This window comes from Pseudoalteromonas distincta (assembly GCF_005877035.1).
Lineage (GTDB): Bacteria > Pseudomonadota > Gammaproteobacteria > Enterobacterales > Alteromonadaceae > Pseudoalteromonas > Pseudoalteromonas distincta.
The window spans coordinates 1,069,035-1,086,862 of sequence record NZ_CP040558.1 but is presented as its reverse complement, the minus strand read 5'-3'; the positions used below and the strand labels follow the sequence as shown (position 1 = coordinate 1,086,862).

Annotated in this window: 13 protein-coding genes and 9 tRNA genes; all 22 read right to left on the bottom strand. The window is 39.9% G+C overall.

Features of this window, described 5'->3' with window-relative positions; translation table 11 throughout:
* Nucleotides 1–37: 37 nt before the first annotated feature.
* On the bottom strand, nucleotides 38–1,246 hold the full coding sequence (locus FFU37_RS04875; protein ID WP_138488843.1) for a restriction endonuclease subunit S: 1,209 nt from the start codon (nucleotides 1,244–1,246) through the stop codon (nucleotides 38–40).
* Nucleotides 1,243–2,823 carry a type I restriction-modification system subunit M gene (locus FFU37_RS04870; protein ID WP_138488842.1) on the bottom strand — a complete coding sequence of 527 codons (1,581 nt, stop codon included), beginning with the start codon at nucleotides 2,821–2,823 and terminating at the stop codon, nucleotides 1,243–1,245. The genes FFU37_RS04875 and FFU37_RS04870 overlap by 4 nt, the downstream gene beginning before the upstream one ends.
* A 57-nt stretch (nucleotides 2,824–2,880) precedes the next feature.
* Complete coding sequence (locus FFU37_RS04865) at nucleotides 2,881–6,324, bottom strand: type I restriction endonuclease subunit R (RefSeq protein WP_138488841.1); 3,444 nt, start codon at nucleotides 6,322–6,324, stop codon at nucleotides 2,881–2,883.
* Nucleotides 6,325–6,394: 70 nt separating this feature from the next.
* Nucleotides 6,395–7,531, bottom strand: a complete 1,137-nt coding sequence (gene csm6 / locus FFU37_RS04860) for a CRISPR-associated ring nuclease Csm6 (protein ID WP_138488840.1) — start codon at nucleotides 7,529–7,531, stop codon at nucleotides 6,395–6,397.
* A 128-nt stretch (nucleotides 7,532–7,659) separates the two neighbouring features.
* A complete protein-coding gene (locus FFU37_RS04855; RefSeq protein WP_138488839.1) occupies nucleotides 7,660–8,325 on the bottom strand; it encodes a DUF6998 domain-containing protein in 666 nt (221 codons plus the stop codon).
* Between the two features lie 25 nt (nucleotides 8,326–8,350).
* Nucleotides 8,351–9,592, bottom strand: coding sequence for an integrase domain-containing protein (locus FFU37_RS04850; RefSeq protein ID WP_138488838.1), 1,242 nt, complete (start codon nucleotides 9,590–9,592; stop codon nucleotides 8,351–8,353).
* Nucleotides 9,593–9,778: 186 nt separating this feature from the next.
* Nucleotides 9,779–9,868, bottom strand: a tRNA-Ser gene (locus tag FFU37_RS04845).
* 176 nt (nucleotides 9,869–10,044) lie between these two features.
* Complete coding sequence (nadA, locus tag FFU37_RS04840; RefSeq protein ID WP_002962419.1) at nucleotides 10,045–11,085, bottom strand: quinolinate synthase NadA; 1,041 nt, start codon at nucleotides 11,083–11,085, stop codon at nucleotides 10,045–10,047.
* Nucleotides 11,086–11,226: 141 nt separating this feature from the next.
* Nucleotides 11,227–11,302 (bottom strand) — tRNA-Lys (locus tag FFU37_RS04835).
* 63 nt (nucleotides 11,303–11,365) lie between these two features.
* Nucleotides 11,366–11,441: transfer RNA gene (locus tag FFU37_RS04830), tRNA-Lys, on the bottom strand.
* 83 nt (nucleotides 11,442–11,524) lie between these two features.
* Nucleotides 11,525–11,600 (bottom strand) — tRNA-Lys (locus tag FFU37_RS04825).
* A gap of 24 nt (nucleotides 11,601–11,624) precedes the next feature.
* Nucleotides 11,625–11,700 (bottom strand) — tRNA-Lys (locus tag FFU37_RS04820).
* An 83-nt stretch (nucleotides 11,701–11,783) separates the two neighbouring features.
* A tRNA-Lys gene (locus FFU37_RS04815) sits at nucleotides 11,784–11,859 on the bottom strand.
* 85 nt (nucleotides 11,860–11,944) lie between these two features.
* Nucleotides 11,945–12,020: transfer RNA gene (locus FFU37_RS04810), tRNA-Lys, on the bottom strand.
* Between the two features lie 83 nt (nucleotides 12,021–12,103).
* Nucleotides 12,104–12,179: transfer RNA gene (locus FFU37_RS04805), tRNA-Lys, on the bottom strand.
* A gap of 70 nt (nucleotides 12,180–12,249) precedes the next feature.
* A tRNA-Lys gene (locus FFU37_RS04800) sits at nucleotides 12,250–12,325 on the bottom strand.
* 226 nt (nucleotides 12,326–12,551) lie between these two features.
* Nucleotides 12,552–13,301, bottom strand: a complete 750-nt coding sequence (gene ybgF, locus FFU37_RS04795; RefSeq protein WP_033021320.1) for a tol-pal system protein YbgF — start codon at nucleotides 13,299–13,301, stop codon at nucleotides 12,552–12,554.
* A gap of 13 nt (nucleotides 13,302–13,314) precedes the next feature.
* A complete protein-coding gene (gene pal / locus FFU37_RS04790; RefSeq protein ID WP_002960636.1) occupies nucleotides 13,315–13,857 on the bottom strand; it encodes a peptidoglycan-associated lipoprotein Pal in 543 nt (180 codons plus the stop codon).
* A gap of 34 nt (nucleotides 13,858–13,891) precedes the next feature.
* The gene (gene tolB, locus FFU37_RS04785; RefSeq protein ID WP_138488837.1) at nucleotides 13,892–15,250 is read right to left on the bottom strand and encodes a Tol-Pal system beta propeller repeat protein TolB; all 1,359 of its coding nucleotides are present in this window, start codon (nucleotides 15,248–15,250) and stop codon (nucleotides 13,892–13,894) included.
* Between the two features lie 9 nt (nucleotides 15,251–15,259).
* A complete protein-coding gene (tolA, locus tag FFU37_RS04780; RefSeq protein WP_002960639.1) occupies nucleotides 15,260–16,186 on the bottom strand; it encodes a cell envelope integrity protein TolA in 927 nt (308 codons plus the stop codon).
* A gap of 4 nt (nucleotides 16,187–16,190) precedes the next feature.
* Entirely contained in the window at nucleotides 16,191–16,619 is a 429-nt protein-coding gene (gene tolR / locus FFU37_RS04775) for a protein TolR (protein ID WP_002960641.1), read from the bottom strand.
* Nucleotides 16,606–17,310 (bottom strand): protein TolQ, encoded by a 705-nt coding sequence (gene tolQ / locus FFU37_RS04770; protein WP_002960643.1) that lies wholly within the window; start codon nucleotides 17,308–17,310, stop codon nucleotides 16,606–16,608. Before tolQ ends, tolR begins: the two co-directional genes overlap by 14 nt.
* Between the last annotated feature and the right edge of the window lie 518 nt (nucleotides 17,311–17,828).

Below are 17,828 nucleotides of genomic sequence, written 5' to 3'. Positions count from 1 at the left end.
CTACTCCCTTAGTTTATTGAGTATTACTTAATTTTTGTTATAGCTCGCCAGCAAAGGCTTTTTGGCTTAGTGAGTTGAATAAGTATTCATTAGCTAACTTCGAACCAATAGATTTATTTTCTGCCGATATAGCTAGTCCATATGCTTTTAGGAATTTTTTCTGCTCAGCTATTGGAGGCAACATTAGAGGTAAATCTTTTTGTCTAGTTATACCAATATAAGCCCTGGTTGACTGTTTACCCTCTTTCACCATTAAACGCTGAAAACAAGTAGTATCAAAATAAGCTTTTAAGTATTCCGGTAAAATTCTTGATTTATCTAAGCGGTAATATGTAGTTTGAGGGCTAAAAATATAAGTATCAAACGAATCATCCAACACAGCAGTTAAACCTAATGTCCCTTTATGTGTTAATAAAACATCACGTGGTTTTGCAAAACCAATTCTTAACTTGTCTAACCAGTACGGGGCTAAATAGTAACACTTATCGAAAAGTATCTTCCCTTTTCGTACGACATTTGCTGCAATAAACGGAACCCCATTAGAAACAAAATCAGATACTTTTGGATGATCATTTCCATGGTTCCCATCCTGAATTCCCATAATAACGCCATCAGATATATATTGAGATATAGTTTTAACCTCCCACCCCTTTGAATTGGTGACTGGGTCGCCGAACATGTCTAGGAATACGCTGCGTAGGAAGTCGTCGGCGAGTTGGATGGCTTGTTGGCGTTTGCGGCGTATGGTGTCGGCTTTATCTAAAATCGCGGCTATTCGCTTTTGCTCGTCCAGTGGTGGTAGTGGGATTTTTAAATCCTTTAAAAAATCTGAAGGGACCCTTTTTTGACCAGCACTACCTGACATATTTCGCTCACCTAAATGACGAAACCATTTATTCCAAACTAGATAAAATAAATACTTACCATCTAGCTTTTCTATATCAGCTCTAATTACATGAAACTCTGTTGTCCCAAAGCCTATTTGAGTCTCTAAGCAGTCTAAGTACGCTGCTTTACCATTTTCAAAGCAAGGTGTGATTTTTGCTACTACAACATCATTCTTTTCAAAATAGGTAAAACCTTTTCGAGTTTCACCTAAAATTCGTTTTTCCTGCTCTAAAACCTGACCTTGCTCTGAAATAGATGCCATTGGTAAAAATGTGACTTCTTGAGCCTCATCAATATTTTTAGGTAACCTGGGATTAACCTCAGCTACTTCAGTTAACTTAACTAAAGACCAACTCACAACATACCCTCCAGCTCTTTCAGATCATCGAGTATTTCATTTTCTAAGCTCACTAGTTTACCTAAAATCTCTTTTGGCGGATCGTATGTTTCTTCTTCGTAGACCACTTCTTTGTAACGGTTGATTGAAAGGTCGTATTTATTGCTGGCTATGTCATCTTTACTTACCCAAAAGGCTTTCTGGGTTTTATCATTTTTATCACTTGTCGCTATGGCTTTATCGCGCGCTTTAAATTCGCTGATTAAGCTTGGTAAATCGTTTGCTTTTATTGGCGTGCGTTTGTCATCCAAGCTAAAACCGTCGGCTTGTACGTCGTAAAACCATACATGGTCGGTGCTGCCACCTTTGGTAAAAATTAATATAGCGGTTGATACACCGGCGTAGGGTTTAAACACGCCACTTGGTAGTGAAATTACGGCTTCTAGCTGGTTGTTATCCACCAGCATTTGGCGCAGTTGTACGTGCGCTTTTGATGAGCCAAATAATACGCCGTCGGGCACGATAGTCGCAGATTGCCCGCCTACTTTTAACATGCGCTCAATAAGGGCAACAAATAGCAGCTCGGTTTTTTTAGTTTTTACTTTACGTAATAACTCAGGGCATACGTCTTCTTCGTCTAGGCTGCCTTTAAATGGCGGGTTGGCGAGTATTATGTCAAAGCCTTCTTTGGCCTTTTGCGGGTAGTGCTCTTTAAAATTTTGGCTTAGGGTATCTTGATAATGAATGCCCGGTTGTTTAATGCCGTGCATTACTAAGTTCATGGCGGCTACGCGAAGCATGGTGGCGTCAAAGTCAAAGCCGTTGAACATGTGAGCATCTATGTGGCAGCGCTGCTCTGGGGTTATTAAGTCGCCTGAGTAGAGTAAGTTTTCAAGCGGTTTACCGCTGTCATCAAGCTGTATATTACCATTTACATCAAGCACTGGCTCGCGCTCTATGCCCTCAGCTGAGGTGTATTTTTGTAATAGGTATTCGTAACTTACCGATAAAAAGCCACCGGTGCCGGTTGATGGGTCGCATATTTGGCTGGTGGTGCTTGGGTCCATCATTTCGACCATGGCGCGTATAATGTGGCGCGGCGTTCTAAACTGGCCGTTAATGCCTGCGGTGGTGAGTTTACTTAATAGGTATTCGTACAAATCGCCTTTGGTGTCTGAATTTTCAAGCGGTAGGTCGTTTACCATTTCAACGGCTTTTACCAATAAGCTTTGCTTTTGAATCATTAATTGCGCGTCTTTCATAAACTCGTTAAATACCGCGCCTTCTGGCGATACGTCGTCTGAAGTTTTTGAAAAAAACGGGAATAGCTCATCTTTAACCAGTTTGTATAACTCTTCTGACCCCAAATGGCGCAGGTTTTGCCAACGAATATGTTGCTCGGCGTCGGTAAAGCGGCGGTTAAATGGTTTGTTTGTGCGGGCGCTTCGTTTTTCGTCGGCTTGCTCGTTCATGTCGAGCATACGGGCGTACATTAAAAAAGTAATTTGCTCTACTACGGTAAGCGGGTTAGTAATGCCGCCTGTCCAAAATTCTTCCCATAGTTTGTCTATTTTACTTTTTAAAGGTCCGGTTATCATTAATGTGTATCCTAGTTAGTGCTGTTTAAGCGCGGTGTAAATTACGCGCTTATAAAATTAAAGGTGTATTTGCTTTTCAACGCTTTGGGCTTTGTCGCCTAGTTTTACGTCAAACTGCTTAATAAATTGTTCTATTACGTCGGCTTGTTGCTGGCTAAATACGCCATCGAGCCCCATGTCGTGTATTTGTGTAAAAGGCGCATCGTAAAGCTGGGCTATTTCAATAGAGCCGTGTCGTATTAGGTGGTTTTTTAACATACCAATAAAGCGCTGTTGTTTGGCATTTATATGAGTGTGTATTTGCTGCACAAAGGTAGTAAAGCTCTGTTCTATGGCGTTTTTGTTCATGCCGACTATGGTACGCAAAATTTTGTCGAGCGTCGCGGTTGATTCGGGAAAAAACTCTTTTAATGTATTTAAATCAACACTTGGGTTTTGCGTATGCACTAACGAGCTTAATTGCGCTAAGTCGGCTTCGGTTACTTGTTCGCCGTTGCGTATTTTTTTAAGCACGTTGTCGGTTTCAAATAACGGGGTGAGTGTTTTTTCAACCTCTTGGCGATATATTTGATAATCAATAGAGACTATTTTTGTAAGCCTATCAGCTTCGTGTATTTGGTTTGCGTCTTCTTTTATATCGAGTATAAAGTCACTTTTTGGCGGTGTTATGTCTTTATTACGCAGGTGTATAATACTGCGTAAATTAATGCGGCTTTGCTCAAGCGCTGCATGGGTTAAATACTGCCAATATTGCTCGGTTTGTATTTCTGCTATTGCAGGTGCTTTGCTACGTACTTCGTTTAAGTGCATTTGTAGCGATTCAACTTTGTTCATTACATTTTGTTTAGCTAAATCAATTTGGCTTTCATCAGTAAGTAACAGCGTTTGAATGGTGGTTAGCTCAGAATCAAATTTATAGGCTTCACTTTGCCCCATAATGTTACGCCATTGCATAAGCGGCGCTACTTCTTCTAGCAACGTTTGTACATCATCAGGGATAAACTGATTAAGGCGTTTTAGGTCTTTAAAGGTTTCGACCACTTGCCAGTTGTCGCGCACCGATATTGATTCCATTGGCAGTAAGCAAATATCGTCGTGAATTAATTTTATTGTTTGGTCAAACACATCCATATTGGCTTTTTTGAGGGCGGTTTGTGCAAGGGTTACCCGCGCTTCAAATAGCTTTTGCAGTAACGATTTAGCTTGTTTTACGTCTTCTTCTTCTGGGTTTTCATCAAAGTATTCAAAATTTGCCCAGTGGTCGAATATTAAAAAGTGAGTTTTGTGCTTACCTGGGCCATATAGGTTTTCGCATAAGCGTGTGCCACGGCCAATCATTTGCCAAAATTTTACTTTTGATTTTATGGGTTTGGCAAATACAAGGTTTACACATTCTGGTACGTCTATGCCGGTGTCGAGCATATCGACCGATACGGCTATGCGTACGCTGTTTTCGTCGCTTGATTTAAAGTCGTCTATTAGCTCTTCAGCGCGTTCGTACTTTGAGTGAATAACGCGGCAAAAATTAGCACCATGCTGCGGGTAAAGCTCGCTAAACAGCTGCGCCATTAATTCGGCGTGGGCTATGTTACGGGCAAATACTATTGTTTTACCAGGTAGCTGGCCGTCTTTGTCCCGCAGGCCTTTTTCCATTAGGTTACGTAGTATTAGCCTGTTGGTGTCTTTATTTTTAATGGCTTCGTCTATTTGTTTTGCATCAAAGTCGAGCTCGTTCGGATCAATGCCTTGCTCTTCTAATTGGGCTATTTGCTCATCGGTTAGGTTGTCTTTTTTAATGCCTTCGCGCAAAAACTGTGTGGTGTAACTTACAATTTTGTAGGGGACTAAGTTGCCTTGTTCTATGGCGTCTTCAAGCGGGTAATTGGCTGTTGGCATTTTGTAATCACAGCTAAATAAATCACAGGTTGAGCGCGATACCATTTCTACCGGCGTGGCGGTTAAGCCCACTTCTAGCGCGTCAAAGTATTTAAAAATATCGCCATAAATATTGTAAATTGAACGGTGCGATTCATCAGCCACTATTAGGTCAAAGTGACCTACGTCGTACTTGTTCATTATACGCAGCATGCCTGGGTAGGTTGCTATAAATACACGCGCACTGGCTGCGGTGTTTTTAGCGCTTTTGCCTACAATGTGTACTGGCTCTTTGGTATGCTCGGTAAAGGCATTACCTGCTTGTTTACGTAGCTCTTTTCGGTCACATAAAAACAGTACGCGCTTAGCCCAACCTGCATCGAGCAGCCGTTTGGCAAGGGCAATAGATACGCGTGTTTTACCCGTGCCGGTTGCTTGCACAATAAGCGCTTTGCGGTGTTTATCACTAAAACGCTCACACACACGGGTTATGGTTTCCATTTGATACAAACGCCCTGCTACTGCGGTATCTATTGGCGTGGTGTTTAGCTCTTTTTTAAGCGTGCGTTGCTTTATTAAGTATTGCAGGGAATCTTTTGAGTAGTAACCGTATAAACCACGGCTGTTATAACCTTGCGCGTCGTCGAGAATTTTTATATCCCAACCGTTCGAGTAAAAAATAACGGGCCGTTGGCCATATTGCTTTTCGAGCGCGTTGGCATAAAGCGCTGCTTGCTGACGGCCTTTTTCGATATTTTCGCGGGTGCGTTTGGCTTCTATTACAGCAAGTGGCTTTCCGTCGTCATCCCATAATACGTAATCAACATAGCCTATACCTGTTGTTGTAGGTTGATCTGTTACTTTTACTTCTTTGCCAACGTCTTCTGTTGATTTGTCGTCAAGTGCTACATTCCAACCTGCATTGCGTAAATCTAAGTCGATAATGCGTTTACGGGTTTCGTCTTCGTTAAAGTTAAAACTTGAGTTAATAATTTGCTCATTTCGGGTTTTAACCTGAGTGAGCTTTTCTGCATCAATAGTTTGTTTTAGTTTTGCTGTTTGCTGCTGCGCTTGTTTTTGTGCAAGCTCTGCGGCTTCTAGTTCGTCAAGTGCGCGTTTTAAACGGGCTTGATTTTCGGCTAATTGTTGAGTGAGTTGCTTGTTCTTTTTAGCAAACTGGGCATCACTTTGATTAGTTGGCTGTGTTTGCTCAGGCGCTTTAAACTCTGGGCATTCTTGTTGCGTGCCATTGGCATAAGCCATAAACAAATAAGAGGCTACAAAGTAGCTTTCTTTTAATATCCAAATAGCTTGTTGTTGATCTACTTTGCCTTCATGCGCGGCTTGGTTGCCGCTTTTACGAATGGCATGGAGCTTATCGGTAATTAAACGCGGGACTGCACTGGTAAAGTCGTCAGCGGTGAGCTTATCGAAAATATTAGACGTTGGTAAAACAGGTAAGCGAAGTTCTTTGTATAAGTAGCCTACTACTTTTTCGGCAAAGCAACGCAGCTTAACCAGTGAGCTTTGTGGATCGGTAATCGCATATTCTTCTGCAAAAGCGGCTAACTGGTGTAGCTCTGGCCACTTAGATTGAATGTGTTCAAAGTTCATTGATTGCTTCATTCCTGATTACTTCCTTATCAACTAATTTACCATGCGTTATTATTTTTATGCGTTTGCAAGCTTGCGAATATTAAGCCGTTATATTTATTTTTATATTGTGTGTTACTGCACTTAACCAGTAGCTTGTTTCAAAGCTTTGGTTATTGGAGTCAATCGCTATTTTTTTAGCAAGCTCGTTGGGTAACACCTTATTTATTTTACTCTTTATCCGGCTGCAAGTTTGCTGCACAAAGGTTTTTTCCATTACCTTTAAATTACTGTGTAAACCATCTCTAAAATCTTCGGGCTCTATGCCAAACGTATCGCGGAATATACGTAAATCACTACTATTTTGCTGTAAAAGCATGAGATATTCTTTGCTGTAACGCAAAGACTCTTCAAAATCACGACCCACAACTAGCTTTTTATGTTCACTTTGGCTGTATTGGTTTAACCATAAATAAAAAGCGGTTTCTTTTGCGGTAAGTTTAATTTCGATACCTGCAAAGGTGAGCGTTTTTGCTTTTGCGTTTACTTCAAGGGTTAAATCTTTTTTATGAGCTGAGTTTAAGCTTGCTACTGTTTGGCTAAACGATGCACTTTGCATATTTGCAATGAGGGTTTCGTCGATAGATTGGCGCATTCGTACAAAGGGTATTTCGGCAAGGGTTACCTTTGCATTAATACAATTGACCTGCGTGCCATTTTTGCCATCAATAATATGGTCGTAAGGTGTTGGGTAGTAAAAATCTCTAACAAATTCAAATTCGTTATTCACAAATACATGACTGAGCGAATCTTGCTCACGGCCTAATAATGACATGGCATAGCCTAAATAAAACGCCATTGTTTTACGCCCACCAGCAATCGATGCATGAATACTAATATCGTTTTTATTGGTAAGTTCAAACACTTTACGCGTAATAAAGTCGGCCATGTAGGTTTGTTCTATTTCAGATTTAGCATCATTAATAGGTTGGCCTTTGTCATCTTCTATTAGCCATATGTTTTCATCGGGAAGTTTAATGTTGGGAAGTTTATAATCTGCTATTAGTTTAGCTAAATGACCTTGCTCAAATAATCCATTAGTAAGCATTGGCTTTGTGCTTTTTGTAGTAATAACAAAAATCTCTTCGGGAATAGGCTTACCCTGCTGATAAAGTGCAAAAAGAGTTTCGGTTAATACTTGTGGGCTTGCACCAGTAACTATTAGTAGTACATTCTTCATCAACGATCCTTTTGTATGAGGAGTCTGCATAATACATAAATTACATAGTTAATGAAACTTGTTTAAGCTCAGTGAATTAGAGGCCTAATTACTTAGCTTTAAACTACTGTGTATAAACAACGATAGCTTTAATTTAATAACTCTTTAATCAACACAGAACCTAATTGCCGTGTATTAAATGGATTTCCGTTGCCATTTAATATTGAAACCCCTAACTCTTTAGCAATATCACGTAAGTAAGGCTTACTTGGTGTTACAAGCTCGTCATTTAAAAACACCTCTATGGTCCCGTTTTCAAGCTCTACCAATTTGTAGTTATTCCATGTTGCTTCTTTTACGTTTAGTAATATACGTGGTTTAAATGGTGGATTTATTAACTTGCTCATTGTAATACAGCTTTTACCCGTTGCTACATCACTCATTAGTAATCTAGCTTGCTCAACTGGCAGGTCTAACAAAGTTTCAACTTGCATTTCATCTGTATTGATTCTTAAAATAATTATGCGATCGACCAAGCCTAAGGTATTAGTGTTAAAGCTAATATGGCCGCCTGTATGCATCCTACCTGTTGTTTTAACTGATATACGCTCGCCTGTGCTTGATACTACATCATACCCCGCTTGGTTAACCTCTGTTGCCATACGTCCATTCGTTATAAGTGCAGCGTAGAGCTCCCCTATTCTACCGGTTAAATGTCTTAGCTCTGTTGCAGGCACATCCCAGCTTAACTCCCTTTCTAGCCAGCTCATTGCCTCACCAAGTGATTGAATGATTTGCATTTGTGTTAAAGCCATTTTATATCCTTATTTTTATTCTCTTCTAACCAACTTTTAAAAGGTGCTTATGCCCTGTTACCGACAGTGTACCCTGAGATGCTTTGCTTATATGGTCGCTCCACCAATTCATTAGCTCTCTGCGTTTTTCTATGTATTCAGCTCTATTATAAGCAGAACGAACTTGGTTTTTATCTACATGCGCAAGTGCGGCTTCTATCACATCTGGGTTAAACTCATGCTCATTTAATGTTGTACTTCCAAGCGAACGTAAGCCATGACTTACTAACCTACCTTCAAACCCCATACGTTTTAGAGCCATATTAGCTGTTTCATTGTTGATATGATTTCTGGGGTTTCTGTCTGACGGAAAAACAAACTCTCTGTGCCCTGAAATTGGTTTTATTGCCTCCAATAACTCTAAAGCCTGTTTTGATAAAGGAATGACATGCTCTCTGCGTTTTTTCATGCGTTCAGGGGGTATAGTCCAAAGTTTATTACCAAAATCGATTTCATCCCATCGAGTACCGGCAGCTTCACCTGGGCGCGTAAGTGTATGTAACTGCCATTCAATTAAAAAACGAGTTACGCGCTTAATTGATGCTATAGCAAGTGTTTGCATTAATTCAGGCAGCTCTTCTGGTTTTAACGAAGGCATATTTTGTTTTTGCGGCTTTTTGAAAACCTCACTAATCCCTGCAAGTGAATTGGCATTAATGTAGCCACTATTAACTGCGTGTATCATGATCTTTCTTAAATACAGGCATAGCCGCTTAACCGTCTCTAAAGTTCCTTTTGCTTCTATAGGTTTTAAAATCTTAATCACTTGTGGTGCATTAATTTTACCAATGGGGTATTTGCCAATAACCGATAAAACATGCTTGTTTAACGATCGCCAAATATCTTCACCATAGTCTTTGGTTAAACTTTGTTTTTTAACCTCAAACCACTCTAAAGCGATTTTATTTAGCGTTAACTCTTCTTGTGCTCTTTTAAAAGCTAAAGTTTCGTCTCTATGTTCTTTAGGGTCAGTCCCTAGAGCAACCAACTCCCTGGCTTCTTGCGCTAGCTTTCTAGCATTAACAATTGATATATCGGGATACTTACCTAACCCCATGTTGATACGCTTTTTTGTAATTGGATGGTAGTAATTAAAGTTCCAGAGCTTAGAACCACTCTTTCTAACTTTTACTTGTAGGCCTTTCCCATCAGATAAAATTATATCTTTATCCTCTGCTTTTGCTTTCTTTAACGCTGTATCGGTAAGCTGCTTCGCTGATCTTGCCATAAAAAATGAACCCTACTCCAATTTAGTATCCTTTATTATGGCAGCTTATTAAGGGAATACCATATTAGATACTAAAGCTTTGAGCTTGGGTGAAACAGGATGGGACGAGGCAACGCGCTAAGTCATTGATTTTATTTTGTTACAGGCACAAAAAAGGACGTCCTGAGACGTCCTGATATTGAATAATGGTGGAGGGAGAGGGATTCGAACCCTCGTTAGGGATAAACCTAAACACACTTTCCAGGCGTGCGCCTTCAGCCACTCAGCCATCCCTCCACGGTGCTGCAATTGTGTAATGCAACAGCGCGCTATAGTATGAAATAGACCCTTAAGGTGCAAGGCATTTTTAAATTTGGGCCTTTAAATGCTTACTAATCAAGCAACACTTACCTATAGGCACAAAAAAACGGCTAAATCTAAGACTTAACCGTTTTTAATTTATACTTTAAAAGTTACTTAGCCATGCTCGCAGTAAACTCAAGCATGCGATTTAAGGATTTAAGAGCACCTTCGCGTAAATCCATATCAACGAATACTTCTTTGCCTTTAGGGCTTATGAGGGCTTCTTCAATCGCTTTTAAGCCATTCATTGCCATCCAAGGGCAATGTGCGCAACTTTTACATGAAGCGCCCTCACCTGCCGTAGGAGCCGCAAAAAACTCTTTATCTGGACATAGTTGCTGCATTTTATAAAAGATGCCGCGATCAGTTGCTACAATAAACTTTTTATTGTCCATTGTTTGCGCTGCTTTGATTAATTGGCTCGTAGATCCAACCGAATCGGCAAGAGCAACTATTTCTGCTGGTGACTCAGGATGAACTAAAACGCCTGCATCTGGGTGTAGCGCTTTCATGTCTTTAAGTGCTTTTGTTTTAAACTCGTCATGTACAATACATGCGCCATTCCACATAAGCATATCAGCACCGGTATTTTTTTGAATATAACTTCCAAGGTGCTTATCTGGGCCCCAAATTATTTTTTCGCCTTGCTCATCGAGGTGCTCTACTATTTCAAGTGCACATGATGAAGTTACAATCCAATCTGCACGTGCTTTAACAGCCGTAGACGTGTTTGCATATACAACGACTTTACGATCTGGGTGCTGATCGCAAAACGCAGAGAACTCGTCTATCGGGCAACCAATATCTAACGAACATGTTGCTTCAAGCGTTGGCATAACAACCGTTTTATTTGGCGTTAAAATTTTGGCTGTTTCGCCCATAAATTTTACGCCAGCAACAATAATCATATCTGCATCGTGACGTGCGCCAAAACGCGCCATTTCTAGCGAGTCGGCAACGCAGCCGCCGGTTTCTTCAGCAAGTGCTTGAATTTCAGGATCGGTATAATAATGGGCAACAAGTACTGCATTTTTATCTTTTAGTAATTGTTTTATACGCGCTTTATATTCGCCTTGCTCGTCTTGTGTTAACGGTGCTGGCTTAGGGGGAAAAATATAACCTTCAGGCATAATAGTTTGAGCTAGACTCATGTTCTCGACCACTTATCTACAGTGCATTAATTAGGGCGAATTATACGAGAATATGAAAGCAAATAACAGCAAACTAGTAAGGCTGTTTATAAAAAATAAAGTGGGAAATTAAAAAAGAATATAAAGGAAAGTATTAGAGAGTGGTGGGTCATGATGGATTTGAACCATCGACCAATTGATTAAAAGTCAACTGCTCTACCAACTGAGCTAATGACCCGCTCTAATATAAATCTGCTTTGTAAAAAGCTTGCGTAAATCCGCCGATTAAACTGTCATAGAATGGTGGGTTATGATGGATTTGAACCATCGACCAATTGATTAAAAGTCAACTGCTCTACCAACTGAGCTAATAACCCGCTCTATGCACTTATTCAATTAAGAATGAAGCTTACGTATATCCGCCGACTAATGCCAAACCCTATTCACAAGGAATAAAGAATGGTGGGTCATGATGGATTTGAACCATCGACCAATTGATTAAAAGTCAACTGCTCTACCAACTGAGCTAATGACCCGCTCTTATATAAATTTTCATAGAATGGTGGGTTATGATGGATTTGAACCATCGACCAATTGATTAAAAGTCAACTGCTCTACCAACTGAGCTAATAACCCGCTCTATGCACTTATTCAATTATGAATGAAGCTTACGTAAATCCGCCGATTGATGCCAAACACTATTCACAAGGAATAAAGAATGGTGGGTCATGATGGATTTGAACCATCGACCAATTGATTAAAAGTCAACTGCTCTACCAACTGAGCTAATGACCCGCTCTATTGTTACGTTTAAATGCAACTTACTACTTTGCGTAAATCCGCCGATTGGAACCAGTCATTATTCACAAGGAATAAAGAATGGTGGGTTATGATGGATTTGAACCATCGACCAATTGATTAAAAGTCAACTGCTCTACCAACTGAGCTAATAACCCATTCCAGTTGCTAACTTATTACTAAGTTAAGCCTGCGTAAATCCGCCGATTGATGCCAAACCGTATTCACAAGGAATAAAGAATGGTGGGTCATGATGGATTTGAACCATCGACCAATTGATTAAAAGTCAACTGCTCTACCAACTGAGCTAATGACCCGCTCTGACGTTGCGTTTTATAACAACTTAGTATTTTACGTAAATCCGCCGATAAAAGACCATTCAAAGAATGGTGGGTTATGATGGATTTGAACCATCGACCAATTGATTAAAAGTCAACTGCTCTACCAACTGAGCTAATAACCCGCTCTTTTTGTCGCATTTCGAGTGGGGTAACCATTCGTTTGCTGCGGGCGCTTATAATACTTATTTATAAAATGAGTGCAACCGAAATTGTCTCTTTTTTTAAGTTTTTATGTCTAGATGCACAAAATTAAACCGTTTGTGCTCAAACTACATGCAAATCCAAGATTCTTCGAGAGTTTCCATGTAGTTTGCTCGCCTTAACTAGAAATTTAATCGCTGGTGAACTTTAGTTTCCTAAACGATCAGTTGCTAGTTTTGCAGCGGTAGTACTTGGGTATTGATTGATAAGATCGCTCAATATTTTTTGTGCTTGCGCCGCTGAACCTTGATCTTGTAAAAGTGTGCCTAACTTTAGCATTGCATCAGGGCGTTTATTAGAATTTGGAAATTCGTTAACAACCACTTTAAAATGCTCCACCGCTTTTACGCCATCATTTTTAATAGTAAGCAACTGCCCTAACCAATAATGCGCGTTAGACGCATATACAGAGTTTGGATAGGTAGTTAAAAACGTTTGAAATTCAGGAATCGCTTGATCATAACGTTTATCTTTCATTATTAACGCAACAGCACGCTCGTACGCTTCATTTTCAGATAAGTCACTGCTGTAGCTCTGTGCATCGTTGGGCTGCGCCTGATCGACTACTGGAGCTGCTGTTGGCTGCGTATAAGCCTGGCTCACGCGGTTTTCAATCTCTTGATACAACTCACGCTGACGCTGCAGTACTTTTTCAAGTTTGTAGCTTTGCTCTTCAGTTACACCGCGAATTTGACTTACTTCGTCTTGTAACAAGTTAAGTTGTTGCTGTAACTCTACTTGTAAAAAGTTACGCGACTGCATCATATTCTCAAGCGACGCTAATCGCTTCTCAATACTTGATTGTGAACTTGCAGCTTCTGAAACAGGAGCGGGAGCAGCCATTAACTGGGTGCTCCCGCTCAATATCATGGCTGCCAAAATAATTTTCGGCTTCATAATATCTCTTATCTTAGTAAACTAGTACCGCACGGCGGTTTTTAGCGAAAGCTGATTCAGTGCGAGATTTAACCATTGGCTTCTCTTCACCGTAGCTTACCACTGACATTTGGCTAGCTGAAACACCTAAGCTTAATAGGTATTTTTCAACTGCTTGGCCACGGTGCTCACCTAGTGCAATGTTGTACTCTGGAGTACCGCGCTCATCTGCGTGGCCTTCAATTAGTACTTTAACTGATGGGTTTTGAACTAAAAACTCAGCATGTGCACGAAGTAAATCAGCGTACTTACCTTCAACAGTTGCTTTATCAAAGTCAAAGTAAATTACTTGCTCTTGACGAAGTGCTTCGTACTTTTGACGAAGTTGCTCTTCTGCTTGTTGCTCAGGAGAGATTGTAGCTACTTCAACTGTATCAGTGTTAGTTGATTGCTCAACAACGCCTTGATTTGATTGGTTTGCAGCACCTTCATCAATATCAGAAGATGAGCTACAAGCTGCTAATGTCATTACTGGCACAGCAATTAGCAGGCCTTTAAGTATTTTGTTAAGTTGCATTGAGTAGATTCCTATTTTGAGTAAACCAGTAATATTACTGTAAGTATGGCGACCAAGCTGGTGCCTTTACTTGTCCGTCTAGCACAGGTAACCGTGCTTTAAAGCGGCCGTCCATCGATACTAGCGCAAGTACCTGTTTATTATTATGGAGCGTGCTGTATATAATCATCGAACCATTTGGCGCTATGCTCGGTGATTCATCTAGGCGTGTTCTCGTTAATACTTGAAACGCACCTGTAGCCAGCTCTTTCTTAGCAAGATGGTACTGCCCGTTGGTACGGTTAACCATCACTAATTCTTTTCCATCTGGTGTTATAGAACCAGCAAGGTTCATATCACCATCAAAGGTGAGTCGTTGTGACCTACCTGTTTTTAAATTTAACTTATAAATCTGAGCATTACCACCCCTTTCAGATGTAAACACAATATCTTGGCCATTAGGGTACCAAGATGGCTCAGTATCTATGCTACGATGATTTGTTAAGCGTGTTTCTTTACGTGTAGCAAGGTCAAGCATGTAAACTTCTGTCGCACCCGTCTTATCCTTAGAAAGCACTAATAATAGCTTTTTACCATCTGGCGAAAACTGCGGTGCACCATTAATACCACGGTAGCTTGCTATTATTTCACGCTTACCTGTGTATATATCTTGAATGTAAATTTGGCTTTGACGGTTTTCAAACGTTACATACGCTAGTTTAGTACCATTTGGTGACCATGCTGGCGACATTAATGGTTCTTTTGAACGAAGTAATACCTGTTCGTTAAAACCATCGTAATCAGCAACGACTAGCTGATAAGGTTTAGGCTCGTTATCACGTACTATTACATATGCAATTTTAGTTAAAAACGCGCCCTTTTCACCCGTTAGTTTTTCATAAATAACATCACTAATGCGGTGTGAATAACGACGAAAACCACTCTCGCCAATAACACTTTCACGCGCTTCTAAAATATGATCTTGGCTTTTAACTAACTTACCGTTACTCATCATTTGCGTATTGCCACCGGTAATTTGGCCGCGAATCACATCAACTAATTCATAACGAACTAAATAACGCCCATCAGTTTGTTGTTCAACCTCACCAACAAGAACAGCTTCAACACCTTTATTAACCCAAGACGCATAATCAATTTCGCCATCTTTACTTGGCTGTTGCGGCATTTGCGCCACATCAACAGGTTTAAACTTACCACTGCGCATTAAATCGGCAGCAATAACACCACTTAGCTTTTCAGGAATTGGACCAACACCTTGGTATTTAAAAGGTACAATGGCAATAGGCCTTGCACCGTCTACACCTTCTGTTATTACAATTTCAAGCGCTGCATTAGCAACACCCGTAAACCCAAACAGTAAAACTAAACAGGCTATTTTTATTTTGTTGAACATATCATTCCTTTAAAATTCTGGCTTGATTGTTAAATTAATATTCTTAAGTTTTTCGAATACGTCTTTATCTTTAGATACCGGTAATGTGTCAGCCATGCGCACTGCTCTTAATGCAGCTTCACATACTAACTTGTCGCCACCTAATGATTTAACTTGCGTTACTAAACCATTAAAGCCCAAACGAATATTAACTCGGCACTGTTGGTTTTTCATTTTTTCATCAATCAGTAAGTTTTGCTGAATACGCGCCATAATTAATGCACGGTACTTATCAACTTCGCTCACCACTTGTTGCTGACGTATTTTACTACGGGCAGCCTGCTCTTTGGCAAGTTGCTCTTGTAACATTTGCTCTTGCATTGCTTGCTGGCGTTTACGTTCGGCCTCTGCAGCACGCTCTTTTGCTTCCTCTTCACGCTTTTTGCGCTCAGCTTCTGCTTTTTTAAGCGCTTCTTCTTCAGCTTTGCGTTTGTCAGCTGCTGCTTTTGCTGCGTTTTCAGCTTCTTGCTTTTGCTTTTCGGCTTGCTTAGCTTTAGCACGCTCTTTTTGCTCAATGGCACGTGCTTTTTTAGCTTCTGCCTCGGCTTGCGCTTTTTCTTTCTCTTTAGCTTTACGCTCTTGCTCTAGCTTTTTAATATTACGTGCTTCTGATTCGCGTTGCTTGCGTGCATTGGCCGCTCTGCGTTCTAAATCACGGATACGTTTATCTTCAGCACTTTTTTTATCTTTTTCTTTCTTTTGAAGTTCAGCAATTTTTTGCTCAACTTGTTTTTGATCAACTGTAACGGCTGATACCGCTTTATCTGGCGTAGGTATAGCCGAATTAAGTGTTACTTCCATTACTTTAGGTGTTGGCGGATGAATATTTGCAGAAGCATACAAAAACCCACCAATCCCTAAATGAAGTACTATTGATTTTACTACTGAACTATTCATACAGCTACTTCCCCTCAAAGGATTCAGTCATTAATCCTACTGATGGTACGCCTGCATTTTTCAAAAAATCCATTAGTAATAATACTTCTTGATACGACACCTTACCCGAGCCTTTAATCATTACCGGCACGTCAGGATTTTTCATTAGCTGTAATTTTATAACCGCCGCTACATCAAGTGCTTCCATAGGCTCTTCAGGATCAGTACCTACACTCACGTAATATTTACCTTGTGCGTCTATTGAGGCAATAATAGGCGGAGTATCTTTAGTATCAACTAAATCAGACTCTTCCATTTTAGGTAAATCAACTTTTACACCATGCGTTATAAGCGGTGCTGTAGCCATAAATATTATAAGTAGTACCAACATTACATCAATGTAAGGTACTACATTAATCTCTGCGACCGGACGGCGCTTTTTACGCTGATACATTCGCTTGTGCCTCTATTTGTGTAGCTGCTTGACGGTGTAAAATATTAGCAAACTCTTCCATAAAGTTAATATAGTGAGACTCAAGCTTTTCAACACTGTTTGAAAAACGGTTATAAGCAATAACAGCAGGGATCGCGGCAAATAAACCCATAGCAGTGGCAATAAGTGCCTCTGCAATACCAGGTGCTACCATTTGTAATGTAGCTTGCTTAACTTCACCTAGTGCAATAAAGGCATTCATTATACCCCACACTGTACCAAACAAACCGATGTACGGACTTATAGAACCTACTGTTGCTAAAAACGATAGACTAGATTCCATTTTTTCAATTTCACGAGAAAGCGCAACACGCATAGAGCGGTGCGTTCCTTCCATAACAATACTCGCACTTTGAAATGTATTCTTTTTATGACGAGCAAACTCTTTAAAGCCCGAAGTAAACAAAGCTTCAATGCCTTGAGACTGACCGCTGCGTGACGATATTTCGTTATATAATTTGCTTAAATCAATACCCGACCAAAACTTTTGCTCAAATTTCTTAGCATTTATTAGCGCATCCGATATTGCTTTTTTACGTTGAAATATAATTGTCCACGACATTACAGACATGGCAACTAGCCCTAACATTACTAATTGAACAAGCAAACTTGCTTCTAAAATTAGATCTAAAAAATTAAGCCCTGATCCCACGTTAAACTCCTAAATAATTTCAAAATACGGCAAATTGGTTAATTTGTGTAAATATGACCGCTTACACGGCCAAAAGTTGCATCTAGTGTATCTAGTCCATTTCAAGCTGACAACGGTATTGCTATGAATAGGCAACAAAAAACGTTAAAAAAACAGCTTTAGTTGGCATTTCCCTTTACCTCAGTATTTTATTTAAACTTTTAAACAAACTCGCTAACTATAAATATGCGTAAATATATACATGAAACGTCATAAAATCCGCCGTTTATTCAAAATAAGAGCATAAACACTCAAAACCTATAAGCCTCAACTGTACGTAATAGTAAAACTAATACCGAGCTATAACGAAATAAATTACTTAAGTTATAAATTTCATAAACTTATAAATTTAACGATTAATTAACGCACAAGATTCAAACAACAATAAAATTCACTAAATTAGTTTTTCTAATCTGAAAATACAAATTTTCTAGTTTGAACAAAAAAGTAAACTTACGTATTATTCTCCCATACCGAGC